The 25,392-nt window shown below is 67.7% G+C and carries 17 protein-coding genes; 11 read left to right on the top strand and 6 right to left on the bottom strand.

The window, feature by feature from the left end; genetic code table 11:
- Window positions 1-25: 25 nt before the first annotated feature.
- Window positions 26-1,762 (bottom strand): SulP family inorganic anion transporter, encoded by a 1,737-nt coding sequence (locus tag AB4089_RS14705; RefSeq protein ID WP_441410013.1) that lies wholly within the window; start codon window positions 1,760-1,762, stop codon window positions 26-28.
- A gap of 185 nt (window positions 1,763-1,947) precedes the next feature.
- On the opposite strand from AB4089_RS14705, the gene AB4089_RS14700 reads away from it, so the two are divergent.
- Window positions 1,948-2,922, top strand: a complete 975-nt coding sequence (locus AB4089_RS14700; protein ID WP_441410012.1) for an aldo/keto reductase — start codon at window positions 1,948-1,950, stop codon at window positions 2,920-2,922.
- A gap of 71 nt (window positions 2,923-2,993) precedes the next feature.
- Here the strand turns inward: AB4089_RS14700 and AB4089_RS14695 are convergent, their stop codons facing one another.
- Complete coding sequence (locus AB4089_RS14695; protein WP_441410011.1) at window positions 2,994-4,058, bottom strand: adenosine deaminase; 1,065 nt, start codon at window positions 4,056-4,058, stop codon at window positions 2,994-2,996.
- A 45-nt stretch (window positions 4,059-4,103) separates the two neighbouring features.
- On the opposite strand from AB4089_RS14695, the gene AB4089_RS14690 reads away from it, so the two are divergent.
- Window positions 4,104-6,788, top strand: a complete 2,685-nt coding sequence (locus AB4089_RS14690; protein ID WP_441410010.1) for an ABC transporter — start codon at window positions 4,104-4,106, stop codon at window positions 6,786-6,788.
- 261 nt (window positions 6,789-7,049) lie between these two features.
- A complete protein-coding gene (locus AB4089_RS14685) occupies window positions 7,050-7,703 on the top strand; it encodes a transglycosylase family protein (RefSeq protein ID WP_441410009.1) in 654 nt (217 codons plus the stop codon).
- A gap of 132 nt (window positions 7,704-7,835) precedes the next feature.
- On the opposite strand, the gene AB4089_RS14680 is transcribed toward AB4089_RS14685, so the two are convergent.
- Entirely contained in the window at window positions 7,836-8,408 is a 573-nt protein-coding gene (locus AB4089_RS14680) for a hypothetical protein (protein ID WP_441410008.1), read from the bottom strand.
- 145 nt (window positions 8,409-8,553) lie between these two features.
- Between AB4089_RS14680 and AB4089_RS14675 the strand changes: the two genes are divergently transcribed.
- The 7 genes from AB4089_RS14675 (at window position 8,554) to AB4089_RS14645 (ending at window position 15,855) form a co-directional block, all read left to right on the top strand.
- A complete protein-coding gene (locus AB4089_RS14675) occupies window positions 8,554-9,447 on the top strand; it encodes an MSMEG_6728 family protein (RefSeq protein WP_441410007.1) in 894 nt (297 codons plus the stop codon).
- 630 nt (window positions 9,448-10,077) lie between these two features.
- Window positions 10,078-10,989: an SDR family oxidoreductase gene (locus tag AB4089_RS14670; protein ID WP_441410006.1), complete on the top strand. Its 912-nt coding sequence runs from the start codon at window positions 10,078-10,080 to the stop codon at window positions 10,987-10,989.
- Between the two features lie 42 nt (window positions 10,990-11,031).
- Window positions 11,032-11,421, top strand: coding sequence for a DUF1622 domain-containing protein (locus tag AB4089_RS14665; RefSeq protein WP_441410005.1), 390 nt, complete (start codon window positions 11,032-11,034; stop codon window positions 11,419-11,421).
- A gap of 41 nt (window positions 11,422-11,462) precedes the next feature.
- Window positions 11,463-12,251, top strand: a complete 789-nt coding sequence (locus AB4089_RS14660; protein WP_441410004.1) for an isocitrate lyase/PEP mutase family protein — start codon at window positions 11,463-11,465, stop codon at window positions 12,249-12,251.
- A gap of 221 nt (window positions 12,252-12,472) precedes the next feature.
- Window positions 12,473-13,012 carry a PadR family transcriptional regulator gene (locus AB4089_RS14655; RefSeq protein WP_441410080.1) on the top strand — a complete coding sequence of 180 codons (540 nt, stop codon included), beginning with the start codon at window positions 12,473-12,475 and terminating at the stop codon, window positions 13,010-13,012.
- 5 nt (window positions 13,013-13,017) lie between these two features.
- Complete coding sequence (locus tag AB4089_RS14650; protein WP_441410003.1) at window positions 13,018-14,730, top strand: ABC1 kinase family protein; 1,713 nt, start codon at window positions 13,018-13,020, stop codon at window positions 14,728-14,730.
- Window positions 14,731-14,802: 72 nt separating this feature from the next.
- The gene (locus AB4089_RS14645; protein ID WP_441410002.1) at window positions 14,803-15,855 is read left to right on the top strand and encodes an alpha/beta hydrolase; all 1,053 of its coding nucleotides are present in this window, start codon (window positions 14,803-14,805) and stop codon (window positions 15,853-15,855) included.
- A 42-nt stretch (window positions 15,856-15,897) separates the two neighbouring features.
- Here AB4089_RS14645 and AB4089_RS14640 read toward each other — a convergent pair whose 3' ends face one another.
- The 3 genes from AB4089_RS14640 to AB4089_RS14630 all read right to left on the bottom strand — a co-directional run bounded on the left by AB4089_RS14640 (window position 15,898) and on the right by AB4089_RS14630 (window position 21,229).
- On the bottom strand, window positions 15,898-17,670 hold the full coding sequence (locus AB4089_RS14640; protein ID WP_441410079.1) for a gamma-glutamyltransferase family protein: 1,773 nt from the start codon (window positions 17,668-17,670) through the stop codon (window positions 15,898-15,900).
- 352 nt (window positions 17,671-18,022) lie between these two features.
- A complete protein-coding gene (locus tag AB4089_RS14635; RefSeq protein ID WP_441410001.1) occupies window positions 18,023-20,599 on the bottom strand; it encodes a Tex family protein in 2,577 nt (858 codons plus the stop codon).
- Between the two features lie 15 nt (window positions 20,600-20,614).
- Window positions 20,615-21,229, bottom strand: coding sequence for an SOUL family heme-binding protein (locus AB4089_RS14630; protein WP_441410000.1), 615 nt, complete (start codon window positions 21,227-21,229; stop codon window positions 20,615-20,617).
- A 231-nt stretch (window positions 21,230-21,460) separates the two neighbouring features.
- Here AB4089_RS14630 and AB4089_RS14625 point away from each other — a divergent pair, with 231 nt between their 5' ends.
- Window positions 21,461-25,141 (top strand): TM0106 family RecB-like putative nuclease, encoded by a 3,681-nt coding sequence (locus AB4089_RS14625; RefSeq protein ID WP_441409999.1) that lies wholly within the window; start codon window positions 21,461-21,463, stop codon window positions 25,139-25,141.
- Window positions 25,142-25,392: the final 251 nt, after the last annotated feature.

Raw genomic sequence — 25,392 nt, 5'->3', positions numbered from 1 at the left:
GTGGCCCGTTACGGCCGGGGAATGCTCAGTCCCCGGCGCTCCAATCCGCGCCGGTCTGGGCGGAATAAGCGGCGACAGCGGCTTCGATGGTGCGGTAGAAGTGCTGCGGCTCGATTTCGCGGGTCAGCTCGAATTTTTCCACCTTCGCCCGGACCCGGTGTTTGAGTTCCGCGAAGACCAGCGAGGTGCCCTGCGCGTTCAACTCACGGTCCAGGTCGAGCAGCATGTCCGCGGCGGTGGTGTCCACGTCCGTAATGGGTTCGGCCGCGATGAGGATCCACCGCGGACTGGGTTCGACCCGCGCCAGCCGCCGGATGTTGTCCCGGAAGGTGGTGGCGTTGGCGAAGAAGATCGGCGCGTCGAACCGGTAGATCACCAGGCCGGGCAGGTGCTTCGCGTCCGGGTGGACGTTGACGTCGTGAAACCCCTCGAGGCCCGGCACCCGCCCGATCACCGTCTGGTACGGCCACCAAGACCGGCGGAACACGTTGAGGATGGACAGTCCTACCGCGATGCCGATGCCGGGCAGCACACCGAGGAGGACCACCCCGAGGAAGGCCGCGAGCGACAGGCCGAACTCGGTCCTGCTCTGGCGGAAGAGGCGCACGGTGCCCGGAATGTCGGCGAGCGAGACGGACGCAGTGATCACGACGGCGGCCAGGGCCGGCTGGGGCAGGTTCCGGAACATCCCGGGCAGCAGCACGAGCATGAGGACGATCAGCAGGGCACCGGTCAGGCCCGTGAGCTGGGTCTTGGAGCCGGAACGTTCTGCCACGGCGGTCCGGGAGCCGCTGGTGCTCACCGGGAAGCCTTGGAAGAAGCCAGCGGCCAGGTTCGCGGCACCGATCCCGATCATCTCCTGGTTGCCGCGGATCTCCTGACCGGAACGCGCGGCGAACGCCGTCGCCGTCGAAATCGTGTCCGTCAGCGAGACCAGCGCAATTCCCAGGGCGCCGGCAAACATCAGCCCGATGTCCTGCAGGGACACGTGCGGGATGGTGAACGGCGGGAAGCCCTGCGGGAGTTCCCCGACCAGGGAGACGCCCTTATCCGCGAGGCTGAAAACCGTGGTGGCCGCGATCGCGAGCACCACCATGACGAGTACTGCCGGGACCTTGGGCAGCCACCGTTGCAGTGCCAGGACCACCACGATTCCGCTGATGCCGACGGCGGCCGCGGCCGGCACGGTCTCACCGCTGGCCAACCCCTGCACGAAGCCGACGAGGTCACCGATGAAGTTGTCGCTGTCCACCTTGAACCCGAAGAGCTTGGGGAGCTGGCCGACCAGGATGGTCAGCGCCAGGCCATTCATGTAGCCGATCATCGTGGGCTTGGAGATCAGATCAGCGATGAAGCCGAGCTTGGCGACCGAGGCCAGGATCATGATGACGCCGACCATGAGCCCGAGCATCGACGCGAGCGCCACCGCTTTCTGCGGGTCCCCGCCCGACGCGACCAAGGGCAGGACCGTGGCCGCGATCATCGGGCCCAGTGAGGAGTCCGGCCCCAGGACGAGGATGCGGGACGGGCCGAAAACCGCGTAGGCGACCAGGCACAGGACTGTGGTGTATAGCCCGGTGATCGCCGGAAGTCCCGCCAGCTCCGCGTAGGCCATGCCCTGGGGAACGAGCAGCGTCGCCAGGACGATCCCGGAGATGATGTCCTTGCCGAGCCAGTCTTTTTGGTACGCGGCGGCGACGTCGAGTCCCGGCATCACCTGGCGCAGCGGGCCCTTGCGCCGCTGTCCGGTGGTGTTGGTCATATCTGCACTCTGCCGCGCGGCAAACACTGGCGCATCCCCCGGCAAGGGTGAGCCCGCGTTGCATCGACCGGCCGTTGTGTCCCACGCCCGATAGGCCTAGAGTGGCGGTCTGCCAACTGCGAGCCGTCCCCCTGTCCGGACAGGTGCCGGCGGCCGCCCCCACTTTTCTGATTCAGGAGATATCCATGGAATCCCGTACGCTCGGTTCGCTCACCGTCTCGGCCCTGGGTTTGGGCTGCATGGGAATGAGCGAGTTCCATGGCCAAAGCGATGAAAACGAGTCCATCGCCACCATTCAGGCCTTTCTCGACGCCGGCGGGAGCCTGCTCGACACCGCGGACATGTACGGCCCGTTCACGAACGAAGCGCTGGTGGGCCGGGCCATTGCCGGCCGGCGCGACGACGCGGTCCTGGCCACCAAGTTCGGCAATGAACGCCGGGCCGACGGATCCTGGGTGGGCATCAACGGCTCCCCGGACTATGTACGCGCCGCGTGCGACGCAAGCCTGCAGCGGCTGGGCGTGGACCACATCGATTTGTACTACCAGCACCGGGTGGACAAGACCGTCCCCATCGAGGAAACCGTCGGAGCCATGGCTGAGCTGGTGCAGGCCGGCAAAGTCCGGCACCTTGGCCTGTCCGAGGCCAGCGCCGACACCATCCGCCGGGCCCACGCGGTGCACCCCATCACCGCCCTGCAGACCGAATACTCATTGTGGGAACGCGAGCCGGAAACCAAGGTTTTCCCGGTCCTGGCCGAGCTGGGCATCGGCTTTGTCCCATACAGCCCGCTGGGTCGAGGCTTCCTGACCGGCCAACTCCGCAGCCCCGATGACTTCGCGGCGGACGATTTCCGCCGGCACTCCCCGCGTTTCCAGGGGGAGAACTTTGCCCGCAATTTGCAGCTCGTGGACCGCGTCAAGGAGTTGGCGGACGCGAAGGGGTGCACCCCTGGGCAGCTGGCCCTGGCCTGGCTGCTGGCCCAAGGCGAGCACATCGTTCCCATCCCGGGCACCAAGAAGCGCGACCGGCTGCGGGAGAACCTGGGCGCCGCCGACGTCGAACTCTCCTCCGAGGACCTCACCCGTCTGGACGAACTCGCCCCAGCCGGGGTGGCAGCCGGATCGCGCTATCCGAACATGGGCACGATCGACACCTAGCTCCGTTGCCCTGTCAGCTATGGTCCCTATCCGCCCGTTTTAGGGACCATATCTGATAGGGCAACGGTGGGTTAGTGCCCGGACGCGGCCAGGTCTGCCAGCAGCTCGGCTTTGCGTTCCTCGCTGGCGAAGGATGAACGGATCGAGTTCGCGGCCATCCGCACGCAGTCGAACTCGGACAGGCCGATCACCGATTTGAGCTGCGCGAAGTTGTCGTCCACGTACCCGCCGAAATACGCGGGATCGTCCGAGTTCACGCTGACGTTCAGCCCGGCCGCGAGCATCGCCGGCAGCGGGTGCTCGGCCAGGGTGTCCACGGCCCGGAGCCGGACGTTGGACAGCGGGCACACGGTCAGCGGCATGAGCTCGTCCACCAGCCGTTCCACCAGGTCAGGATCTTCCATGCAGCGGATGCCGTGGTCGATCCGCTCCACGTCGAGGATGTCCAGCGCATCGATGATGTACGACGGCGGGCCCTCCTCGCCGGCGTGCGCGATCCGGTGCAGCCCGGCTTCCTTGGCCCGGGCGAAGAGCCGCTCGAACTTCGCCGGCGGGTTGCCCACCTCGGCCGAATCAAGCCCGATTCCGGCGATGGGGGCGTCCATGGCGAGCAGCCGCTCGAGCACCTCGAGGGCCGATTCCTCGGTGAGGTCGCGCAGGAAGGCCGCGATCAGGAGGGTGGAGATACCGAACTCTTCACGGGATCCGGCCAGCACCGACGCCACACCGTTGACGCACGTCTCCAGCGACACCCCGCGGGAGAGGTGCGCTTGCGGGTCCAGCATGATCTCGGCGTGCCTGACCCCGGCGAGCGCCGCCCGGGTCAGGTAGGCCCGGGTCATGTCCGCGAAGTCCTGGTCCGTCTGCAGCACAGCCATGTTGGCGTAGTACAGGTCCAGGAAGGACTGCAGGTCCGTGAACTCGTAGCGCGAGCGCAGCTCGTCCAGGTCCGCATAGGGCAGCTGGATCCCGTTGCGTTCCGCCAGCGCGAAGATCAGCTCCGGTTCCAGGGTTCCTTCAATATGCAGGTGCAGCTCCGCGACCGGGAGGGCGAGCGGCTCGCCGGCCTCGGGCGCTTCCGGTTCTTCTTCCGGCTCTGTCTCCGTAAGCCGAGTCTCGGCGTCGTTCGTTTCCATCCGGTAAGGATATGCCCGCCGGGCATCACCGATAGAGTCGAATCAATGCAAAGCAACCAGCATGCTTCCGATGTGCCGCAGCCGCCCCTTCCCGACGCGGTTCCCGAAGTGGTTCCCGATCTGGTTCCCGGCAGGCCGACGGACGGCTTTGTCCGGGTGCGCGGTGCCCGCGAGAACAACCTGCGCAACGTGGACGTGGACGTGCCCCGCGACGCGATCGTCGCCTTCACCGGCGTCTCCGGCTCGGGCAAATCCTCGCTGGCCTTCGGCACCATCTATGCCGAAGCGCAGCGCCGCTACTTCGAATCCGTGGCCCCCTACGCCCGCCGCCTCATCCAGCAGGGGCACAACCCCAAGGTGGAAATGATCACCGGGCTGCCGCCCGCCGTCGCGCTGCAGCAGCGCCGCGGGACACCGAGTTCGCGGTCCACCGTGGGCACCCTCACCACGCTGTCCAACTCGCTGCGCATGCTCTTCTCCCGCGCCGGCAGCTATCCGGAGGGAGCCGGCCCGCTGGACTCGGACGCGTTTTCCCCCAACACCGCCGCCGGCGCCTGCCCCGAATGCCACGGCCTGGGAATCGCGCACACCGTCACCGAGTCCTCCTTGGTCCCGGACACCTCGCTGAGCATCCGCGACGGCGCAATCGCCGCCTGGCCCGGCGCCTGGCAGGGCAAGAACCTGCGCGACATCCTCACCCACCTGGGCCACGACGTCGACACCCCCTGGCGGAAGCTGCCCAAGAAGGACCGCGACTGGATCCTGTTCACGGAGGAGCAGCCCGTGGTGGAAGTGACGCCCCAGCGCGACCGGGTCGCCAAGCCGTACAAAGGCCGGTTCTGGAGCGCCAAGAGCTACGTGCTGCATACGCTCGTCGATTCCAAGAGCACCACCATGCGCGAGAAGGTACTGCGCTTCATGGAAACGGGTTCTTGCCCGGTCTGCCTCGGCAGCGGCCTCACGCCCGCCGCCCTCGCCGTCACCTTCGCCGGGCGCAGCATCGCCGAGCTCAACGCCGTCCCCCTGACGGAACTGGCAGACATCATCCGCCCTACCACCGAGCTCAGGAAGGCCGGAACCGCCTCACGCAAGCACTCCTCCGGCGAGGGCAACGAGGTGGCCGTCGCCATCACGCGCGACCTCCTGCAGCGCGTCACGGTGCTGCTGGACCTCGGCCTGGGCTACCTCGCGCTGGGCCGGGCCACCCCCACGCTCTCCCCCGGCGAAATGCAGCGGCTCCGGATCGCCACCCAACTCCGCTCCGGCCTGTTCGGCGTGATCTACGTGCTGGATGAGCCCTCGGCCGGCCTGCACCCCGCCGACGCCGAGCCCCTGCTGGCCGTCCTGGACCAGCTCAAGTCCTCGGGCAACTCGGTGTTCGTGGTGGAGCACAACATGGACATCGTCCGCCGCGCGGACTGGCTCGTGGATGTGGGTCCCCGCGCCGGTGAAGGCGGCGGCCAAGTGCTCTACAGCGGGCCCGTGGCCGGCCTCGCCGACGTCGGCTCCTCCGTCACCCGGCCGTTCCTGTTCCCGAACGGGTCACCTGAGGGCCCGCGCGCGGACGACGGCGGTTCGGACGACGGCGGTGCTCGCCGCGCCGCCGGCCGCGCCAACGCTGACGGCGGCGGTGCTGGCCGCGGCGGCAGTCGCCGGGAGGCCGCGGACTGGCTCGAACTGCGCGACATCAGCAGGCACAACCTGCGCGGCCTCGACGCCAACTTCCCCCTCGGTGTCCTGACCGCGGTCACCGGCGTCTCCGGCTCCGGCAAGTCCACCCTGGTCAGCCAGGTCCTGGCCGACGTGGTCGGCGCCCGGTTGCACCCGGAGTCTGCCGCCGATGCGAAAGCCGCTGTTGAGGACCTGGAGGCCCAGTTCCGTGCGTCCGCCGGCGCGCTCAGTCTGGGACCAGTCAGTGTTGGACCGGTGTCGGGCCTGGACCAGCTGGACCGGCTCGTCAAAGTGGACCAGAAGCCGATCGGCCGCACCCCGCGCTCCAACCTTGCCACCTACACCGGCCTCTTCGACGCAGTCCGCAAGGAGTTCGCGGCCACGGACCAGGCCAAGGCCCGGGGCTTCAGCGCCGGCCGCTTTTCGTTCAACGTTGCCGGCGGCCGCTGCGAAACCTGCCAGGGTGAGGGCTTTGTCGCCGTCGAACTGCTGTTCCTGCCCGGCAGCTACGGCCCCTGCCCCGAGTGCGACGGCTCGCGCTACAACCCGGAAACCCTCGAGGTGACGTACCGCGGCAAGAACGTGGCCGAGGTGCTGGGCCTGACGGTCAATGCCGCCGCAGAATTCCTCGACGCGGTGCCGGCGGCGGCTCGCAGCCTGCAAACGCTGCGCGAGGTGGGTCTGGGGTATCTTCGCCTCGGCCAGCCGGCCACCGAACTCTCCGGCGGCGAGGCCCAGCGCATCAAGCTCGCCACCGAACTGCAGCGCGCCCAACGGGGCCACTCCCTCTACCTGCTGGACGAACCCACCACCGGGCTGCATCCGGCCGATGTCCAGCTCCTCATGGCCCAGCTCCACCGGCTCGTGGACGCGGGCAACACGGTCATTGTGGTGGAACACGACATGGATGTGGTGGCTGCGGCGGACTGGGTGATCGACCTCGGCCCGGCGGGTGGGGACGCCGGTGGCCAGATCATCGCGACGGGAACTCCCGACGCCGTCGCTGGTTCCAAGAACAGCCGGACAGCTCCGTACCTGGCGGCGATGCTCGGGAGCTGATTCACGCGAGCATGTTCGCCTGCACCCGGAGACGAGATGATAACGGCAAAAGTATCAAAAATAACGTCTTGATAACGGGCCGGTCCTCGCTTAATCTGGTGTCCATGCCCGGCAACCGGGCATTGCATGCCCGGTGCTACCACCACCAGATACTGCCCGACCGGTAGACACCGCATATGACCTCTATTGTCAGGGGCGGGCAGTGGCGCGACAACGTCCGGGGACGGACCGAGCGCTGGTGGCCCTCAGGAGCATCTGACCATGAAGAAATCCACCTATGGCACTGCCGCGCGCCGCGGCATCACCCTGGCGGCCGTTTCGATGGCCGCCGTCGCACTCTCAGCAACCTCCGCTAACGCCGCTGCACCGGCGCAATCCCCTGCGGACGTCTGGGATTCGCTGGCCCAGTGTGAAAGCAGCGGCAACTGGAACACCAACACGGGAAACGGCTACGCAGGCGGCCTGCAATTCAGCCCAAGCACCTGGGCGGCCCACGGCGGCACGGGGTCCGCGGCGAATGCCAGCCGTGAACAGCAGATCGCCGTCGCCCAGAAAGTGCAGGCCAGTCAGGGTTGGGGCGCTTGGCCGGCCTGCGCCGCGAAGCTGGGCCTGCGCGGCGGCGCGGCAGCTCCGCAGGGCGCAGCGGCAGCCCGGCAGCCTGTCGCCGCTTACACGCCGGCCACGGCGCCTGTCCGGCAGGCAGCCCCCAAGGCAGCAGTCCCGGCACCCCGCCACGTGGCGCCGGTCGCTGTGCGTGGCGCCACCTACACCATCCGGAGCGGCGAAACCCTGAGCACGATCGCCGGGAAGCTCAACATCGCCGGTGGCTGGCAGTCGCTGGCGGACGCCAACGCGGCGACCATCAGCAACCCCCACCTGGTGTTCGCGGGCCAGGTGCTGCAGCTTCCTGCCTAGGGGCCTTCCGTTGAGCACGACGCCTTAAAGCACGACGCCGGAGCGATCCCGCAAGGGGACGCTCCGGCGTCGTGGTGCTTTGGTTAGCTGTGCTGCCTGGGTCAGCCGTGCGGCTTAGGTGAGCTGTGCAGCTCAGGCGGCCTGCGGGAGTTCGCGGACAATCTGGAGTTTCCACGCGGAGTCGTCGCTCGTATCCAACAGGGCCACGGTGCCCATGGCCAGGTGCAGGGCCACCCGCTTGGCTGCGAGGAGCTCCAGGTAAAGGTTTTCGTTCACCCGGGCAGGGGCGTCGATGACGTACTTCACGGCGTCCCGGACCTTGCGGTAGTTGTCGCTCCGTTCACGGTGCAGATGCAACTCGAGCAGGCGGCGCTGCCGGATCCGCGGCTCGTGGCGGTTCAGCCAGGACACCGCCGCGTGGACCCCAACCACCAGGGTCAGTGACACCGCGTAGATCCACCAGCCCGTGTTGAGCAGAAAGAGGGGCAGGTTGGCGATCGCCACAACGGCGATGCAGAGGCGCAGCGCCACTATCCGCCGCATGGTCAGCGCAAACGATGCCATTGCGGCACGGAACCCATGCTGTTCCGTACGGGCTGCCACCGGGTCAAGGATGACTTCCTCGAGCACCAGGATGCCGTTCGCTTCCGGTCCGAGCAATTGGCCGTATTTCGGCACAAACGGCAAAACGGGGGCTGGATTCATGGCGTGTCCTCCGGGCGGCATTGTTGGGGTCCTGCTATATTACGCCCTTCCGTAATGAGCTGTCTGCTTCATTCCAAAATGTGAACATGCGCACGCGCGGTCCTGTGCAATTGGTGGTTTCGTCCCGTGGCCTCAAACTGGAGAGATGCAGACTTTCCTCCCCTTCCCCGATTTCCAGCAGAGTGCCGCGGCTTTGGACCGCGTGCGGCTCGGCAAGCAGCGTGTTGAGGCGCTGCAGATCCTGCGTGCGCTGGTGATCCCGGAGTACGGCTGGCACTCGCACCCGGCCATCCGGATGTGGATGGGGTACGTTCCCGCGCTGACCATGTACGGCCTGGCCATGGTGGATGAATGGACGGCCCGCGGCGGCGAGGACACCACCCGCGAAAAGATCATGGAGTTCGCCCCGCAGGCGGCACACCCCGGCTACGCCGCCAAGATCCCCATGCCGCCGTGGCTGGGCAACGAGGATCTCCACCTCAGCCACCGCTCCCGGCTCGTTGCCAAGGATCCGCGGTTCTACTCCAAGGTTTTCCCGGGCACGGATCCGGACCTCGAATACGTCTGGCCCGAGCCCAAGCACGAGCTCCTGCCGGAGGATCCAGCCGGCGAGCGCATGTGGGTATTGCGCCTGCCGCTCGGCGACACCGGGCCCGAGCAGCTGAAGACCATCAGCCTGCCGCCCGTGGGACGAGCCAAGGCCGTGGACGAGGACGACTACCAGTTCGTCTACGCCGATTCCGGCTCGCGCCGCCCGAAGGTACGCAAGCTGCCCCCGAAGCAGCTTGTCAAGAAGCCCACCCGCAAGCGCCAGCAGCAGGAAGAGGCGTTCACCACTCTTCCCGGCAACTCCGTGGTCGCCATCCCGGTCAATGGCGGCAGTTCCTTCGCCATTGGCAAGGTCCTGGGCCGTCCGATCACCGTGGACGGCCAGTTCGCCCGCAACTTCCAGGTGGACGAGATCGTAGACCGTTCCGCCTTCGATTACCCCGCCCTGCTGCAGGACCCGAGGGCTTTCTTCCCGATTCCGGCGAGGTAGCGGACGCGATGCGGGCGGCGTGGCCGTTCGCCGCTCCGGCGACGTAGCCGCCGGCGTCGGGCGTGTGACCGGAGTCCTCGCTGCGCGGCCGGCGCGGGGGTGTGACCAGCATCCCGTCCACTGCGCGACGCCGGGCAACGATTCGACGTCGAACGACCTCCGCCGTTCATTCCAGGCAGCCGCGGGCCTGGATACTCTTCGCGGCTCAGTGGCAGTACTGCCAACTGTCCTCGATCCAACCTTGGTGCCCACTATTCACAGTTACCTGCAGGGGCTGCTAAGCGGCCCGACGAGTCCTCGGCTTCGGACTACGGCGCAATTTGACCGACGCGACGCCCCCGTTGTGTCCCTGCAACAGTGGCGTGCGCGCACGACGCCTATTACAAAGGCGGTTCCGAATCAGAAGACTCGCGGGAGATCAAAGCGCCCAAGCTTCTTCGGACTGTTCGTCAGGCTGGTCATGGTATTCGTGGGCGCGTCCATGGTCTTGAACTTCGCGTCCAGCCTTCGGGCCCATGTTCCGGAAACTCCCCGGCCTTCGCCTATTGTCAGCCAGACGACGCCGGCTCGTTAGCTTCCCTGGGCCCCGTCCCTAGCTGTTTGCGCGGCGTTTGCTGGCAGACTGGCCTCATGACTGTTCTGCTGGCCGGTTGCGGCGATCTGGGCACCGAGGCCGGGCTGCGTTTCGCGGCGGCCGGCCACCGCGTGGTGGGATGGCGCCGGTCGCCGGAGAAACTTCCGGACGCCATCGAGGGGATTGCGGCCGACCTGGGCTCCGGCGAGCTGCCGCCCATCCCCGCGGACACCACCGCCGTCGTCGTCGCCATCGCCGCGGATTCCCCGACCGAGAACGCCTACCGGACCGCCTATGTGGACGGTCTCGCCCATGTGCTGGACGCAGTCCTGGCGTCCGGTCCTGGCGTCCGCCGGGTCCTCTTTGTCTCCTCCACCGCCGTTTATGGCGACGCCGACGGCGGCTGGATTGATGAACGCACGACGCCGGAACCCGGCGGGTTCTCGGGCCGCATCATCCGCGAAGCCGAGGAGCTCCTCTACAGCCGCCTGCGCGGTACTGGCATCACCCCGGTGGTGCTGCGGCTCGGCGGGATCTACGGACCGGGACGGACCCGACTGATCGACCAGGTCCGCGGCGGAGGCGCCGTAATTCCGGCGGCGTCGCGCTTCACCAACCGAATCCACCGGGACGACGCCGCCGCCGCAATCGTCCATCTGTGCACTATGGACTCGGTTCCCGGGCCCGTGTATGTCGGCGTGGACAACGAACCGGCCGAGCTCGGCGAGGTGCTGGGCTTCCTGGCGGAAGAGCTGGGACTCCCCCGGCCGGCGTCGGAGTTTGTGGATACGACGGGCGGTGGCCCGGCGTCGGGAGAGAAATCGGCGTCGGGCGCCGAACCGTCGCGCGGCGGCAACAAGCGGGCCAGCAACGGGCTGCTTCGCAGCACGGGTTTTGAATTTCAGTACCCGAGTTTCCGGGAAGGCTACCGAGCCATTCTCGCCGGCACCGGCGTCCCGCACCCGTAAGGCCCCTTTTGAGCTCGCCGCCCACTTTCCCTGAGGAGGACCATGGATTTTCAGCACATCATTGAGACGGTCGGCGGCTTCATGGACTTCGCCGGCGTGGCCGTCATGGTGATCGGCGCCATCGTGTCCATCCCCATGGCGCTGCGGGGATTCCAGCCCAGGCGCCTGCCCGCGGGATCCAAGCCGCTCTCCGTCTACCGGTCCTACCGGCAGCTGCTGGGCCGCTCCATCCTCCTTGGCCTTGAACTGCTGGTCGCGGCCGACATCATCCGCACCGTTGCCGTGACGCCAACCTTCGAGAGCGTTGGCGTGCTGGCCATCATCGTGCTCATCCGGACCTTCCTGAGTTTCTCACTCGAGCTCGAAATCACCGGGCGGTGGCCCTGGCAGACTCAGCCCGCGGGTTCCTCGGCCTCTTCGGCGGCCGGCTAGGGGCCCTTTCGGGTCTCACGGGCCCCGGCTAGGCTCGTGGGATGACAGAAAACGTGCGTTCCCATGCCCCCAAAGCCGCAGAACTGCTCCGTCTCCACTACGCCCCGGAGATCCTCCAGGTCATCAACGTCTGGGACGCGATCACCGCGAAAGTAATCGCCCACGTTCCCGGAACCAAGGCGTTGGCCACGGCCAGCCACTCCATCGCTGCGTCCCATGGCTACGAGGACGGCGAGCACATTCCGGTGGACGAAATGATCGCCGCCGTCGGGCTCATTGCCTCCGCTACGTCGCTGCCCGTCAGCGCCGACCTCGAAGCCGGATACGGGAACCCCGGGGAAACGGTGCGCAAGGCGATCGGAGCCGGCGCTGTCGGAGCCAACATCGAAGACCAGATGCGCCCGCTCGCCGAGGCCGTTGAACAGATGAGCTCGGCCGTGCGCGCCGCCGAGGGCGAGGGCATCGACTTCGTCCTGAACGCCCGCACCGACGCCTTCCTCAAGGCCGGCGACCGCGACCCGGCCGCCGTACTGGCCGATGCCATTGAGCGCGGCCGGGCGTTCCTCGACGTTGGAGCGACTACGGTGTTCGTGCCCGGGCTGCTGGATGAGCCCACCGTCACGGCGCTGGTGGAAGGAATCGGCTGGAACAAGATTTCGGTCATCAACGTGCCCGGTTCCCTCGCTCCTGCGAAACTGCAGGAACTTGGCGTGGCCCGCATTTCCTACGGCCCGTGGACCCAGCGCGTGGCCCTGACGGCGTTGGCCGACGCCACGGCGGAACTGCTGGCCGGCGGGGTGCTCCCGGAAGGCACCCGGGCGCTGAACTGACGCCCACCGACCAGACCGACCCCTGGGCCGCGTTCGGCACCCCGACAGTCACTGACCCGGGTCCGGGTGGCACTGCCGGTGCCGGTAAACCGCCATGGCTAGCTGTGAGGGGCCGGTTTTCGGCACTTGAGCGGGTCGCCGTCGCTCTTGGTTTCGCAATTTTTCGCATGTATCGTTGACTATCGCTGTATATCGTTCGCGATCTTCCCGAGGAGAGCATGATGCGCAATTCACACGCGGCAGGCGGATTTGGCGGCAACAATATCGACAGCATGTGGCAGGCCGTCGAGGAACTGCGTTCGAAGTTCGAGAAGCGCTCGGGATCCCGGGCGGGGCGGGGCGAGGTGCGCTCGGCTGTTCTGGGACTGCTCGCCGAGCGGCCAATGCACGGGTATCAGATTATTCGTGAAATCGAGGAACGCAGCGGCGGGACCTGGAAGCCGAGCGCTGGCTCCGTCTATCCAACCCTCCAACTGCTGGCCGATGAGGAAATTATCCGCGCTGAGGAGTCCAACGGCCGCAAGATCTATTCCCTGACGGAGGCGGGCCGCGAGGAAGTAGCTGCCGGCATGTCGGCGCCCTGGGAAACGGCGGGTCCAGCATCGGGTGCCGGGTTCGCGGCGCTGCCCAAGGCGGGCGTCGAGCTCGCGCAGGCCGCCGCCCAAGTGGGACGCACCGGCACGCCGGAGCAGGTGCAGGAGGCCGTCGCGGTGCTCAATGACGCGCGCCGCCGGCTGTACGCTATCCTCGCCCAGGGCTGACAGGAGTGACATCCGATAGCCGGGACCGGGCAGCTCCGGTCCCCGGCGCCGGGAACCATCGGGCCCGTTACCGCCGCATCCTGCGTTTCGCCGCGTGGCATCTCGCGGTAACCTGGTGGTTTGAGCTGCTCCTCCCCCGAATTGGGCTGGTGAGGATTGCCGAGCGCAGCAGGTCGAAGAGGATGCGGCGCTTCGCGCAGCGCTTCCATGCGTTGGCGGTGGACCTCGGCGGACTCATGATCAAAGTCGGACAGTTCCTGTCCTCCAGGCTCGACGTGCTGCCGCCCGAGATCACCAAGGAACTCGAGGGGCTGCAGGACGAAGTGCCCCCGGTTTCCTTTTCCGCGATCCGCACCCTCGCCGAAGCTGAACTCGGCGCGCCGCTGGAGCGGTTGTTCGCCTCCGTCGAGGAGACACCGATCGCGGCGGCGTCCCTCGGGCAGGCGCACCGGGCCAGGCTTCGCCCGGACGACGCCGCCGACACCGGTCTCGACCGCGTGGTTCTGAAGGTACAGCGGCCGGGCATCAACGCCATTGTCGACGTCGACCTGGCGGCACTGCGCAAAGTGGGCGGATGGCTCAGCCACGTGCGCCTGGTGTCCGACCGTGCTGACATGCCCGCCCTGGTCGAGGAGTTTGCACAGACCAGCCTTGAGGAAATCGACTACCTGAATGAGGGGGCGAATGCGGAGCGGTTCGGGGTCGATTTTGCCGATGACGCCCGGGTGGAGGTGCCCGGCGTCGTCTGGGAGCGAAGCACCCGCCGCGTGCTCACCCTCGAAGACGTGACGGCGATCAAAATCACGGACTCGGTGGCGCTGCTGGCTGCCGGTATCGACCCGGCGCAGGTCGCCCCGGTTTTTGCCTCCGTTATGTTCGACCAGATGTTCACCACCGGGTTTTTCCACGCCGATCCGCACCCGGGCAACATCTTCGTCACGCCGGCTACGCATCCATCCGCAGAGCACCCCTGGAAGCTGACCTTCATCGACTTCGGCATGATGGGCGAGATCCCGCCGAGCACACGCAGCGGCCTGCGGAAGCTGCTCATCGCGGCCGCTTCGCGTGACGGCAAGGGTCTGGTGGCCGCCATCCGGAACGTCGGTGTGCTGGTGCCTTCGGCCGACACTGTGGAGCTTGAGCGAGCAATGACGCACCTCTTCGCCCGCTTTGGCGGGATGGGCTTCGCCGAGCTGCGCGAAGTGGACCCCCGAGAGTTCCGGGAGTTCGCGGTGGAGTTCGGTGACACTGTGCGGTCCTTACCTTTCCAGTTCCCGGAAAACTTCCTGCTCATCATCCGGGCCATGTCACTGACCTCTGGGGTGTGCAGCTCGCTGGACGCCCGCTTCAATCTGTGGGACTCGGTCGAACCCTATGCGGCGCAACTGCTGCGCGACGAGCGCGGCAACATCGTGCAGGATGTTGCCCAGCAGGCGCTCGATGCAGCCGGGCTGGCGCTGGGTCTGCCGAAACGCCTGGATGGGGTGCTCGCCCGGGTCGAGGAGGGTTCACTGTCGGTGGCCAATCCGCGCCTTGAGCGGCAGCTGGCACGGCTTGACCGCACGGCGCCGCGATCGGCAGCGGCGCTGATCTTCGGCGCTCTCCTGGTTTCCGGCTCCGTGGTCCGCGCGGATGACATGGTGCTCGGCAATGTCCTGATGATCGCGTCGGTGCTTCCGCTGCTGCATGGGCTGTGGGTGGGGCGCAGCGGCCTCTGATCGGACCGGTGCCGGGGTATTCTCGCGCCCGGACACCATCGGGTTCCGCCGCCACGGAGATATCATCAAGCCGTGAAGGAAGGCCAACCTCTTCGTCCTGAGGACCACACCGAAGCCCCCGGTCCCGTCCCCACAGGGCCCAACCCCACTTTGAGGAAGTCTTCAATCCTGAACTGGAGCGGCGCTCTCGCGGCGGCCGCCGTCCTAGTGGTTCCGCTCTGGATGCTGCTCAGCAACCGGGCCGTCCTCGGCGGCCACCCCGCCCTGCCAACTCTCCTCGTGGCGGCCGTCGCACTGGGGAGCGTTTGGGCGCTGGTTCTGGTCCGACGCCGGTTGTTCCGCGGCAGACAGCAGCGCAGCGGCGCTATTTCCACCTGGCAGTTGGTCCGCGGAATCGCCGGCAGGCTCACGGTCCTCGGTTTCGTGGCGGCGCTGATGTGGCTCAGCCCGTTCCCCCACCACCCCGAACTCGGGAAGACAGTCCCGGCCTATGGACCCACCGCGACCGCGACCGCCGGGTCAAGTGCTACAGAAGACGCCACTTCGATCACCGTTGCCCCGGCGGGCAAAGCCACCACGGGCCTGGTCTTCTACCCCGGCGCCAGGGTCGACGCGCACGCCTATCAGGACCTGTTGCAGCCGCTCGCGGCCGCGGGTCATTTAGTCGTCATCCTGAAAGTACCCCTTGGCGTCTCCCTGCTGGACACCAACCAGGCCCGTGCAGCCATGGACCGGCATCCCGAAATCGTTTCCTGGGCCGTCGGTGGCCATTCGTTGGGAGGCGTGAGCGCATCATCCTTCGCGGCGTCGAATCACGACGTCGCCGGGCTGCTGCTCTTTGCTTCGTACCCCGCAGAGAACATGAAGGACGCGCAGGGCCTGGCGGTGCTCTCCATTTCCGGCTCAAACGATGGCCTGAGCACCCCGGACAAGATCGCGGCGTCGAGGTCTCTGCTCCCGCCAACCACCACCTACGCAACGGTGGTGGGCGGCGTGCACGCGTTCTTCGGGGACTACGGTGAGCAGCCCGGGGACGGCGAGCCGGGCATCAGCCGCAACGAGGCGCAGCAGCAGATAGTTGCAGAGTCGCTGCGTTTCATGGACCGGCTCAGGGCTTCGGGCTAGGAAGCGAACATTCCCCAGGTCCAGCGCTACGGACCCCACCCGCTACCGGCCCGCGGCGTACCCCTGCGCACCGCGCGGATTCGCGGCAGCCTGCAGGACCCCCGTTTCGGGATCCCGCACGACAGCGGACAGCCGTCCCAGCGCCCAGTCACCAGCCCGGGTGACGATGTGCCCTCGGCGCTCGAGCCCGTCGATGACGTCCTCCCCCAGCCGGTCCTCGACGACGGCGCCACCCGGCTCCCAGGTGCGCGGCCAGAACGAGCCGGGCATCGACGTCGTATGGAACGTAGGCGCGTCGATCGCCTGCTGCGGCGAGTAGCCGCCCACGATGGTCCGCAGCAGGTACGGCAGCTGCCATTGGTCCTGCTGGTCGCCGCCGGGCGAACCCAGCGCCGCCACGGCATGGCCGTCCCGCAGCACGAGGGTCGGCGTCAGCGTGGTGCGCGGACGTTTGCCGGGCGCCAGCGTGGACGGCGTGCCGGACTCCAGCCAGGTCATCTGAAGGCGCGTACCCAGGCAGAAGCCAAGCTCAGGGATTGCCGGGGAGGACTGCAGCCAGCCGCCGGACGGAGTGGCCGACACCATGTTTCCCCACCGGTCCACGACGTCGATATGGCACGTATCGCCGCGCGTCTCCCCCGCGGGTGTCACCGTCGGCTCGCCGACGCCGAGCCCCGCCGTGGCGGCCCCGGAGGCCGCGGACGCATCCCCTGCGAGCGCCGTCGGCGTGTAGTCGGTGCGCAGGGGCGGCCAGTAAGGTTCCCGGCCTGGCACCGTGCCGGGCCGGAAATCGTGGGACGCCCGCTCCGAGATCAAGGCCCGCCGGCCGGCGCAATAGTCAGCAGAGAGCAGGTACTGCAGCGGCACATCCGTGTCGCCGTAGTACGCCTCCCGGTCCGCGAGGGCGAGCTTCTGCGCCTCAAGGATGGTGTGCGCCCCGAGTTCAGTGGACGGATCAAGGTAACGGTCCTCGAACCCGGACAGGATGGCGAGGGTCTGCAGCAGCGCCGGTCCCTGGCCCCAGGGCCCGGTCTTGGCGATGGTGTGGCCGCGGAATTCCACGATGGCGGCGTCCTCGTACCCGGCTTCGAAACCGGCCAGATCGTCCAGAGCGAGCACCCCGCAATGATCCGTGCCCGAGGAGTGCCGGTGCCGGGCCTGCACCGAATCCACGATCGCCCGGGCCACGAACCCCTCCCGCCACTCGCGGCGCGCGGCATCAATGCCGGCCTCGCGGGTAGATGCCGAAACCCCAACCTCCACGAGCCGTTCCAGCGTGCGGGCATAGGCCGGGTTCCATACCAAGTCACCTGCTGCGGGGATCCTGCCGCCGGGCATCCACAGCTCGGCCGAGGTGGGCCAATGCGTCTGGAACAGCGCGGATACCGCGGCGATGGTGGTTCCGACCCGGCCCAGCATCGGATGGCCGTCCCGCGCGTAGCCGATCGCGAACTCCAACACAGCGTCCAGCTCCCACGTTCCGTGGTCACGCAGCAACAACAACCAGGCGTCGACGGCGGCAGGCACCGCGGCGGCCAGCGCACCCGAACCCGGGACGAGGTCCAGGCCTTCGGCCAGGTAATGCTCCACGGTGGCCCCTGCCGGCGCCGGGCCCTGGCCCATGAGGACTATCGGCTGGTCCGGTCGGTCCGCGGTGACGAAGACACCGGTCATGTCGCCGCCGGGTCCATTGAGGTGCGGTTCCACGACATGGAGCACAAAGGCTCCCGCCACCGCGGCATCGAAGGCGTTGCCGCCGCGTTCGAGCACGGCCTGGGCTGCCGCCGTCGAAAGCCAGTGAGTGGACGCGCTCATCCCGAACGTGCCCTGCAGGGTGGGCCGGGTAGTGAATGGCTCCGGGCTTGTGAACGGCACACGAGCCGCGAACGGTCGGTCACCGGAGACCTCTTGAGCCACCGGCGGGGCGATGGTTTGTTCGCGGTCCAGCCAGCCCATGAATGCTCCCCTGCTCGTCAACGACATCGGTGTCCGGCACATTGAGGCAATGGACCTCTGACCGGACCGTGGCCTCCGGCAATCATGGTGCAGATCGTCAGCAAACGTACTAGTTATGCGCCGAGCGGTAGGTTTTCAGCGATAAGCGGCGGGCGTGCTTCCGAGCAGAAGCCCCCCGGCAGCGAGCGCTATCCGGGGGGTGCTGAGGGCGCTACTTGCCCAGGCCAGCCTTCCGGAGCGCCTCGGCCATCGCGGTGTTGACGGGCGACGGCGTGGGCCTCGGCTGGGAGGCAGCCCGTTGCGGCTGCGACTGCCGCCCGGCTGCCTTCGGGTCTTGCCCCTGGCGGGGCTGCTGCTGTCGGTCTCGCCCCTGCCGCTGCTGTCCGGGGTTCCCCTGCCCGGGCTGCCCTTTCGGGGACTGCTGCTGAGGCTGACCGAGCCGGGCGGATGGTGTGCCGCCCCCGGAAGCTGCCGGTTCGTCGTCGAGCCTTAGCGTCAGGGAGATGCGTTTGCGCTCCGGATCCGCCTCCAGCACCTTGACCCGGACCACCTGCCCGGACTTCACCACCTCGCGCGGGTCGGAGACGAACCGGTTGGCCAGCGCGGACACGTGCACCAGGCCGTCCTGGTGGACGCCGACGTCGACGAACGCCCCGAACGCCGCCACGTTGGTCACGGTCCCCTCCAGCACCATCCCGGGCCTGAGGTCCGAGATCTTCTCGATGCCCTCGGAGAACGCCGCCGCCGCGAAGGCAGGCCGCGGGTCACGGCCGGGCTTCTCGAGCTCGGCGATGATGTCCTGCACCGTGGGCAGCCCGAAGATGCCGTCCACGAACTCCTGTGGATTCAACGCCGCATAGCTTCCGGCGGCGGGCGTTTTTCCGGCCGCAGCCTTGATTTTCCGGGCCACCGGGTACGCTTCCGGGTGCACGCTGGAGGCGTCCAGCGGTTCCGCTCCCCCGGTGATCCGCAGGAAGCCGGCACACTGCTCGAACGCCTTGGCGCCCAGCCGCGGCACCTTCTTCAGCTCGCTGCGCTTGTTGAAGGGCCCGTGCTCGTTCCGGTACGCCACGATGTTCTCGCTCAGCAGCGGCCCGACGCCGGCCACCCGGCTCAGCAGCGCGGGTGAGGCGATGTTGACGTCCACGCCCACCGCGTTCACGCAGTCCTCGACGACGGCGTCCAGGCTGCGGTCCAGCTTCGCCGCCGTGACGTCGTGTTGGTACTGCCCGACGCCGATCGACTTCGGCTCGATCTTGACGAGCTCAGCAAGCGGGTCCTGCAGCCGCCGGGCGATCGAGACGGCTCCCCGCAGGGACACGTCCATGCCGGGCAGTTCCGCGGCGGCGAGCGCCGACGCCGAATAGACCGAGGCCCCGGCCTCGGACACCACAATCTTCTGTGGTTTGGTGTCCGGTTTGGTGGCCGAATTGGCGGGCTCGGTGGCGAGTTGCTTGAGCAGTTCGGCGGCGAGCTTGTCCGTCTCCCTCGACGCCGTGCCGTTGCCTATCGCGACGAGTTCCACGCCGTGCTTCTTCGCCAGGGCCACCAACGTCCGCAGCGCCTCGTCCCACTTCCGGGCCGGGGCGTGCGGGTAGATGGTGTCCGTCGCGACCACCTTGCCGGTGCCGTCGACCACGGCGACCTTCACACCGGTGCGCAGGCCCGGGTCCAGGCCCAGGGTGGCGCGGTTCCCGGCCGGCGCGGCGAGCAGCACATCGCGCAGGTTCGCGGCGAAGACCCGCACAGCCTCGTCCTCGGCGGCGGCGAACATCCGGCTGCGCAGGTCCGCCGTCAGCCGGGCCAGCACCCGCGAGCGCCACGCCACTTGGGCGGTCTGCAGCAGCCAGGCGTCGGCGGGCCGGCCGCGGTCGGCAACCCCGAGGAACCTGGCCACGGCGGCTTCGTAGCGGCCGCGGGCGGCGGTGAGGGCGGCGTCGTCGTTCGGTTCAGCCTCGGCGAGATCGAGCTCCAGCACGCCGTCCTTCTCACCGCGCAGCAGCGCCAGGACCCGGTGCGAGGGCATCCCGGCCGGCTGCTGGGAGAACTCGAAATAATCCTTGAACTTCTGCCCCTCGGCGTCCTTGCCCTTCTTCACGCGGGACACCATCCGGCCCTGGGTCCACAGCCGCTCCCGGAGCGTTTCCGCCAGGTCGGCATCCTGTGCGACGCGCTCCACCAGGATGGACCGGGCACCGGCGAGCGCCGCGGCGGCATCCCCGATCGAGTGTTCGGCGTTGAGGTACTTGGCCGCTTCGCGTTCCGGGTCCAGGTCCGGACGCTTCAGCAACGCGTCGGCGAGCGGCTCCAGCCCGGCTTCGCGGGCGATCTGCGCCTTGGTGCGCCGCTTGGTCTTGAACGGGAGGTAGATATCCTCGAGCCGGGACTTCGTGTCGGCCCCGACGACGGCGGCCTGCAGTTCCGGGGTCAGTGCACCCTGCGCGGCGATCGCTTCGAGGATGCTCCGGCGGCGGTCCTCGAGCTCGCGGAGGTAGCGCAGCCGTTCCTCCAGGTCGCGGAGCTGGGTGTCGTCCAGGGTGCCGGTGGCTTCCTTGCGGTACCGGGCGATGAAGGGCACGGTGGACCCGGCATCGAGCAAGTCCACGGCGGCCGTGACCTGCCAGGCCTGGACGCCGAGTTCCGCGGCGATCTGGGTGGCGATGCCGGACTCCTGCGCGTGCGCAGACGTGGCCTGAGGCGACGTTGCCTTTGGACGCGTCGCCGGCCGGGGCGGTGCGGAAGGGGCTGCGGGAGCTGCTGGGGAAGGGCGTTGCGGGAGTTGAGTCACCCTGCCCATTTTGCCTTACCCAAGTCCTGCCCCGGCAGTGCCGGATCCGGACTCGGGCGGCTCGACATCCTGGACGACCTCGTTCCGTCGGAGGAACGAAGGCTTGAACGGCGGATCGAAGCGGGCGAATCGTGGCGGCCCCACGGCATTCAATCCGGCTACCACGAGTGCCGCCTGGAGGCCTGTGTTGTGACGTTCAAAGGCCGCTTCCGACCCGCTGCCGGCGAACCGCAGCGCAGCCGCCAGGGACCCGGGGATGGCCCGGATCTTGATGTCGGGGTTTGCCGGGGCCGGGGTAGTCTCCGTCGTCAACCCGGCGGGGAGCACAAAGGCGACCACAAACTCGGCGGGCACATCGCTTCCCGGCAACGGACCGCGCTGGAGGACCGGGGCTGTCATCGCCAGCTTCTGCGAAGAACCCAGTTCCTGGAGCACCGGGGCCGTCATCGCGAGCTCCTGACGGGCGGTGTTGCTGCCGCTGATGTAATTGAACAAGTGCCGGAAGGCAGCATTCCCGGCCCGGTCAAACGTCGCGGTGACCTGTATTTCGGCCACAACATGCGCGGGATATCGACGCAGCTCGAAGTGCGCGAACCGCCGGACCAGTTCGAAGGGCTGCTGTTCGGTCATGGCCCAGACCCTACGCCGAACCTACGACAGGAACCAGAGAGGATCTCGTTACAGGAACCAGAGAGGATTTCGCCGGTTGCCATTCCGGGTTGCCGGGGCGCCTGCTCCTGCTCCGCCCGCTGAATTGTCGGAGGTCTTTGATAGCTTGAACGAGGAAGGCCGGACTCGGCTCATGCAGGGCTTAATCAACAGAGCGCCCAATCAACAGAGGGCAACAACAACGGGGGCACCGTGTTTTTCCTTGAACCTGAGGTTCCGGGCTCATCACCGGACCTGGTCTACTCGGCGAGCGATCTTGTGGTGGCCGCGAGCTGTGAGTACCAGCTGCTCCGGAAGCTCGATGAGAAGCTGGGCCGCGCGCCGAAGGCTGCCTTCGAGGATGACGAGATGCTCCGGCATGCCGCCGTGTTGGGTGACGTCCACGAGCACCGGGTGCTCGACTCCTTCATCGACGAGTTCGGGATGTGGGATCCGGCCACCGCCCGCGGCGTCTACGACGTTGTCCCGGCCCAAGGCATGAACCGCGCCACTCTCCTGGCCAAGCATTCCGAGTCCATTGAAGCGCTGCGTTCCGGAGCCGACGTCGTGTTCCAGGCAGCCTTCTTCGACGGGCAGTTCCATGGGCGCTCGGACTTCCTGGTCCGGCAGCCGGACGGTAGCTACGCCGTGTTCGACACCAAACTGGCACGCCACGCCAAGGTGACGGCGCTGCTCCAGCTTGCGGCCTACGGGGACCAACTCCTGAGGGCCGGAATCCCGGTGGATCCGGCGGTGACACTCGTTTTGGGCGCTACGGTGCAGCTGGCCGACGGCGGGTTCGACTACGTCCGCAGCCACCACAAACTCGCCGACATCCTGCCGGTGTTCCGGGAACGCCGGGAGCGTTTCCTCGCCCTGACCGCCGGCCACAGGGCGCAGCCCGGCCCTGTGCGTTGGGGTGCGGCCGGCCTCACGGCCTGCGGCCGCTGCGACTACTGCCAGGAGATGGTCATGGCCACCGACGACGTTCTCCTGGTGGCGAGGATGAACTCGGCGCAGCGCAAGAAGCTGCACCAGCAGGGCATCTATTCGGTCAAGGACCTCGCGCAGGCAACCCTCCCGGCGGCCAATGCCGCGCTCCTGCGCCTCCAGCAGCAGGCGAGAATGCAGAGCGGGATCGGCGGATCCTACGGCGGCGTCCGGTACGTCAAGGACGGCGAGGAGCACTCGATCCGCTACGCGGTCATCCCGGAGAACACCCTTGCCGAGCTGCCGCCGCCCAGCTGCGGCGATATCTTCTTCGACTTTGAGGGCGATCCGCTCTGGCAGGAAAGCGCCACCGGGATTTGGGGGCTCGAGTACCTGTTCGGCGTCATCGAAGCGCCAACCCAGCCCGGCGCCGCCGGAATCTTCAGGCCGTTCTGGGCCCATAGCCGGGAGGCGGAGAAGCAGGCCTTCCTGGACTTCCTCGCCTACGTGGAGAAGCGCAGGCAGGAATACCCGGACATGCACGTCTACCACTACGCCGCCTACGAGAAAACGGCCCTCCGCAAGCTCTCCGTGATGCACGTAGCCGGCGAGGACACCGTAGACCAGTGGCTGCGGGACGGACTCCTGGTGGACCTCTACCAGACGGTCCGGAACAGCATCCGGATCTCCGAAAACTCCTACAGCATCAAGAAGCTCGAGCCGCTCTACATGGGGACCAACCTGCGCTCCGGGGACGTCAAGGACGCCGGAGCTTCCGTGGTTGCCTACGCCCACTACTGCGACGCCCAGGACAATGAGCGGCCCGAGGAAGCAGGGAAGATCCTGGCAAGCATCTCGGACTACAACGAATACGACTGCCTGTCCACGCTCGAGCTCCGGAACTGGCTCCTGGACCTGGCGCAGGAGCGCGGGATCAGCCAGGGCGCCATCGCCCCGACCAACTCCACCAGCGGCAAGGACTCCGGCGCCAGGAAAATCAGTACGAGGGAATCCGGCACCGGGGATGACGGCGCTGCAGTGGATGCGGGTTTGAGTTCCGCCGAAGTGGCGTTGGCCGTGTTCGCCGATCCGGAGAGCGGTCTGGCCGAGGACGATCGAAAAGCTGTCGCCATGCTGGCGGCAGCCGTCAGTTATCACCGCCGCGAGCGCAAGGCGTTCTGGTGGGCGCACTTTGACCGCTGCGAGAACGGCCCCGACACCCACCACCAGCAGGACCGCAACGTCTTCCTGGTCGAGGATGCGGTGGTGCTGGAGGACTGGTGGAAGGACGGCGCCAAGCTGCCCGAACGCCGGGTAAAACTGATCGGCACCGTCAGCCCTGGCTCGGACCTCCGCGAGGGCAGCACCTGGTTCCGCATGTATGAGCCACCGCTTCCCGCCGGGCTCGAAGGCACGGGCATCGACGGGACCGGGCGCAACGGCTGGTTCGGGACCGAGATCCTGGAGCTCGGCCACGAGGACGGCAAGGACACCGTCGTCATCCGGGACAAGCTCCGGAGGAATATCGAACCGTACCCGCAGCTGCCCATCGCATTGACCGAAGACCAGCCGATCCAGACCAAGAGCCTCGAGGAGGCGCTGGCGGGCCTGGCCGATGTTGTCGCCGACGGTTTACGCCGGGCGACCAAGGGCGGCAAGAGCCCGGACGACGCGACGCCCCGTGTTGCTTTCCCGCACCACCCTGCCCTGGATCTGGTGCGGCGGGTGCCGCCGCGGCTTATGACGGGGCATCCGTTGCCCATGCCCGGCCACGGCCAAGACCGCTACATCGACGCCATCACCGAAGCCATCACTGCTTTGGACCACTCTTATGTGGCTGTCCAGGGTCCGCCCGGGACCGGCAAAACCCATGTGGGCTCCCACGTGATCGCCCGTCTCGTGGCCCGCGGCTGGAAGGTCGGGGTCGTGGGCCAATCCCACGCCGTCGTCGAGAACCTGCTCAGGACGGCCGTGGATAAGGCGGGAGTGGACCCTGCGGTTGTCGCCAAGGATGTGAAGCACGGGGAGCCGCTTGTCTGGGACCAGCGGTCGGCGCAGGACGTCGTCCGGCTCCTCGGTTCGCCCGGCGGAGCACTGGTGGGCGGCACGGCCTGGACCATGACGGGGTCCAGTGTTCCCGCGGGGTCCCTGGACCTGCTGGTAATCGACGAGGCCGGCCAGTTCTCCCTGGCCAATACGCTTGCGGTCGCGCAGGCCAGCAGCCGGCTGCTGTTGCTCGGCGACCCACAACAGTTGCCGCAGGTCAGCCAGGGCGCGCATCCGGAGCCGGTCGACGAGTCCGCCCTGGGCTGGATTTCCGCGGGGCATGCCACGCTTCCGCCGGAACTCGGGTATTTCCTGGCCGACACCTGGCGCATGAACTCCGAGTTGTGCGTGGCCGTGTCCGAGCTCGCCTACGAGGGTCAACTTCGGTCCGCGCCTGCCGCGGGGCTCCGACACCTGGACGGGGTTCCTGCCGGGATAGAAACTGTCCTCGTGGAGCACACGGGCAACACCACGTCCTCACCCGAGGAAGCCACCGAAGTGGTCCACCAGGTGCGGCGGCATCTGGGGCTGCCGTGGCATACCGATCAGGGCACCCGGCCCCTCGAAGCGTCGGACCTTCTGGTAGTGGCGGCCTACAACGCCCAGGTCAACGTGATCCGCGAAACTCTGGAAGCCGCCGGCCTGGCCGAGGTCCGCGTCGGAACGGTGGACAAGTTCCAGGGGCAGGAAGCCGCAGTGGTGATCGTGTCCATGGCGTGTTCGGCGGTGGCCGAGGCTCCGCGCGGAATGGAGTTCCTGCTCTCGCGGAACCGGATCAATGTGGCGGTCTCCCGCGGACAGTGGCGCGCAGTGATCGTCCGAGCGCCGGAACTGACGAACTACCTGCCCACGCATCCGGAGGGCATGGAACAGCTGGGCGGCTTCATCGGCTTGTGCCAGCGATCGGTGGCTTCCTAAGCCTCACCCGCCACTCCGTGGGACACGCCCTTGGTTGTGCCTGACCACCCGCGGGACATGCCCATTCTTCGCCCCGCCCACTGGGCACAAAGGTGTTCTGCCCACTCTTCACGACCAAGGCTGGACATGTCCCTTGGTTGGACCTAGCCAGTCTGACGGACATGCCCATTCGTAGCCTCCCTCAGTGGGCACAAAGGTGTTCTGCCCACTCTTCGCGGCCAAGGCTGGACATGCCCAGCGGTTGCTCACAA

The organism is Arthrobacter sp. 2MCAF15 (genome assembly GCF_052115605.1).
Lineage (GTDB): Bacteria > Actinomycetota > Actinomycetes > Actinomycetales > Micrococcaceae > Arthrobacter.
This window is presented reverse-complemented; position numbering and strand designations above follow the sequence as displayed.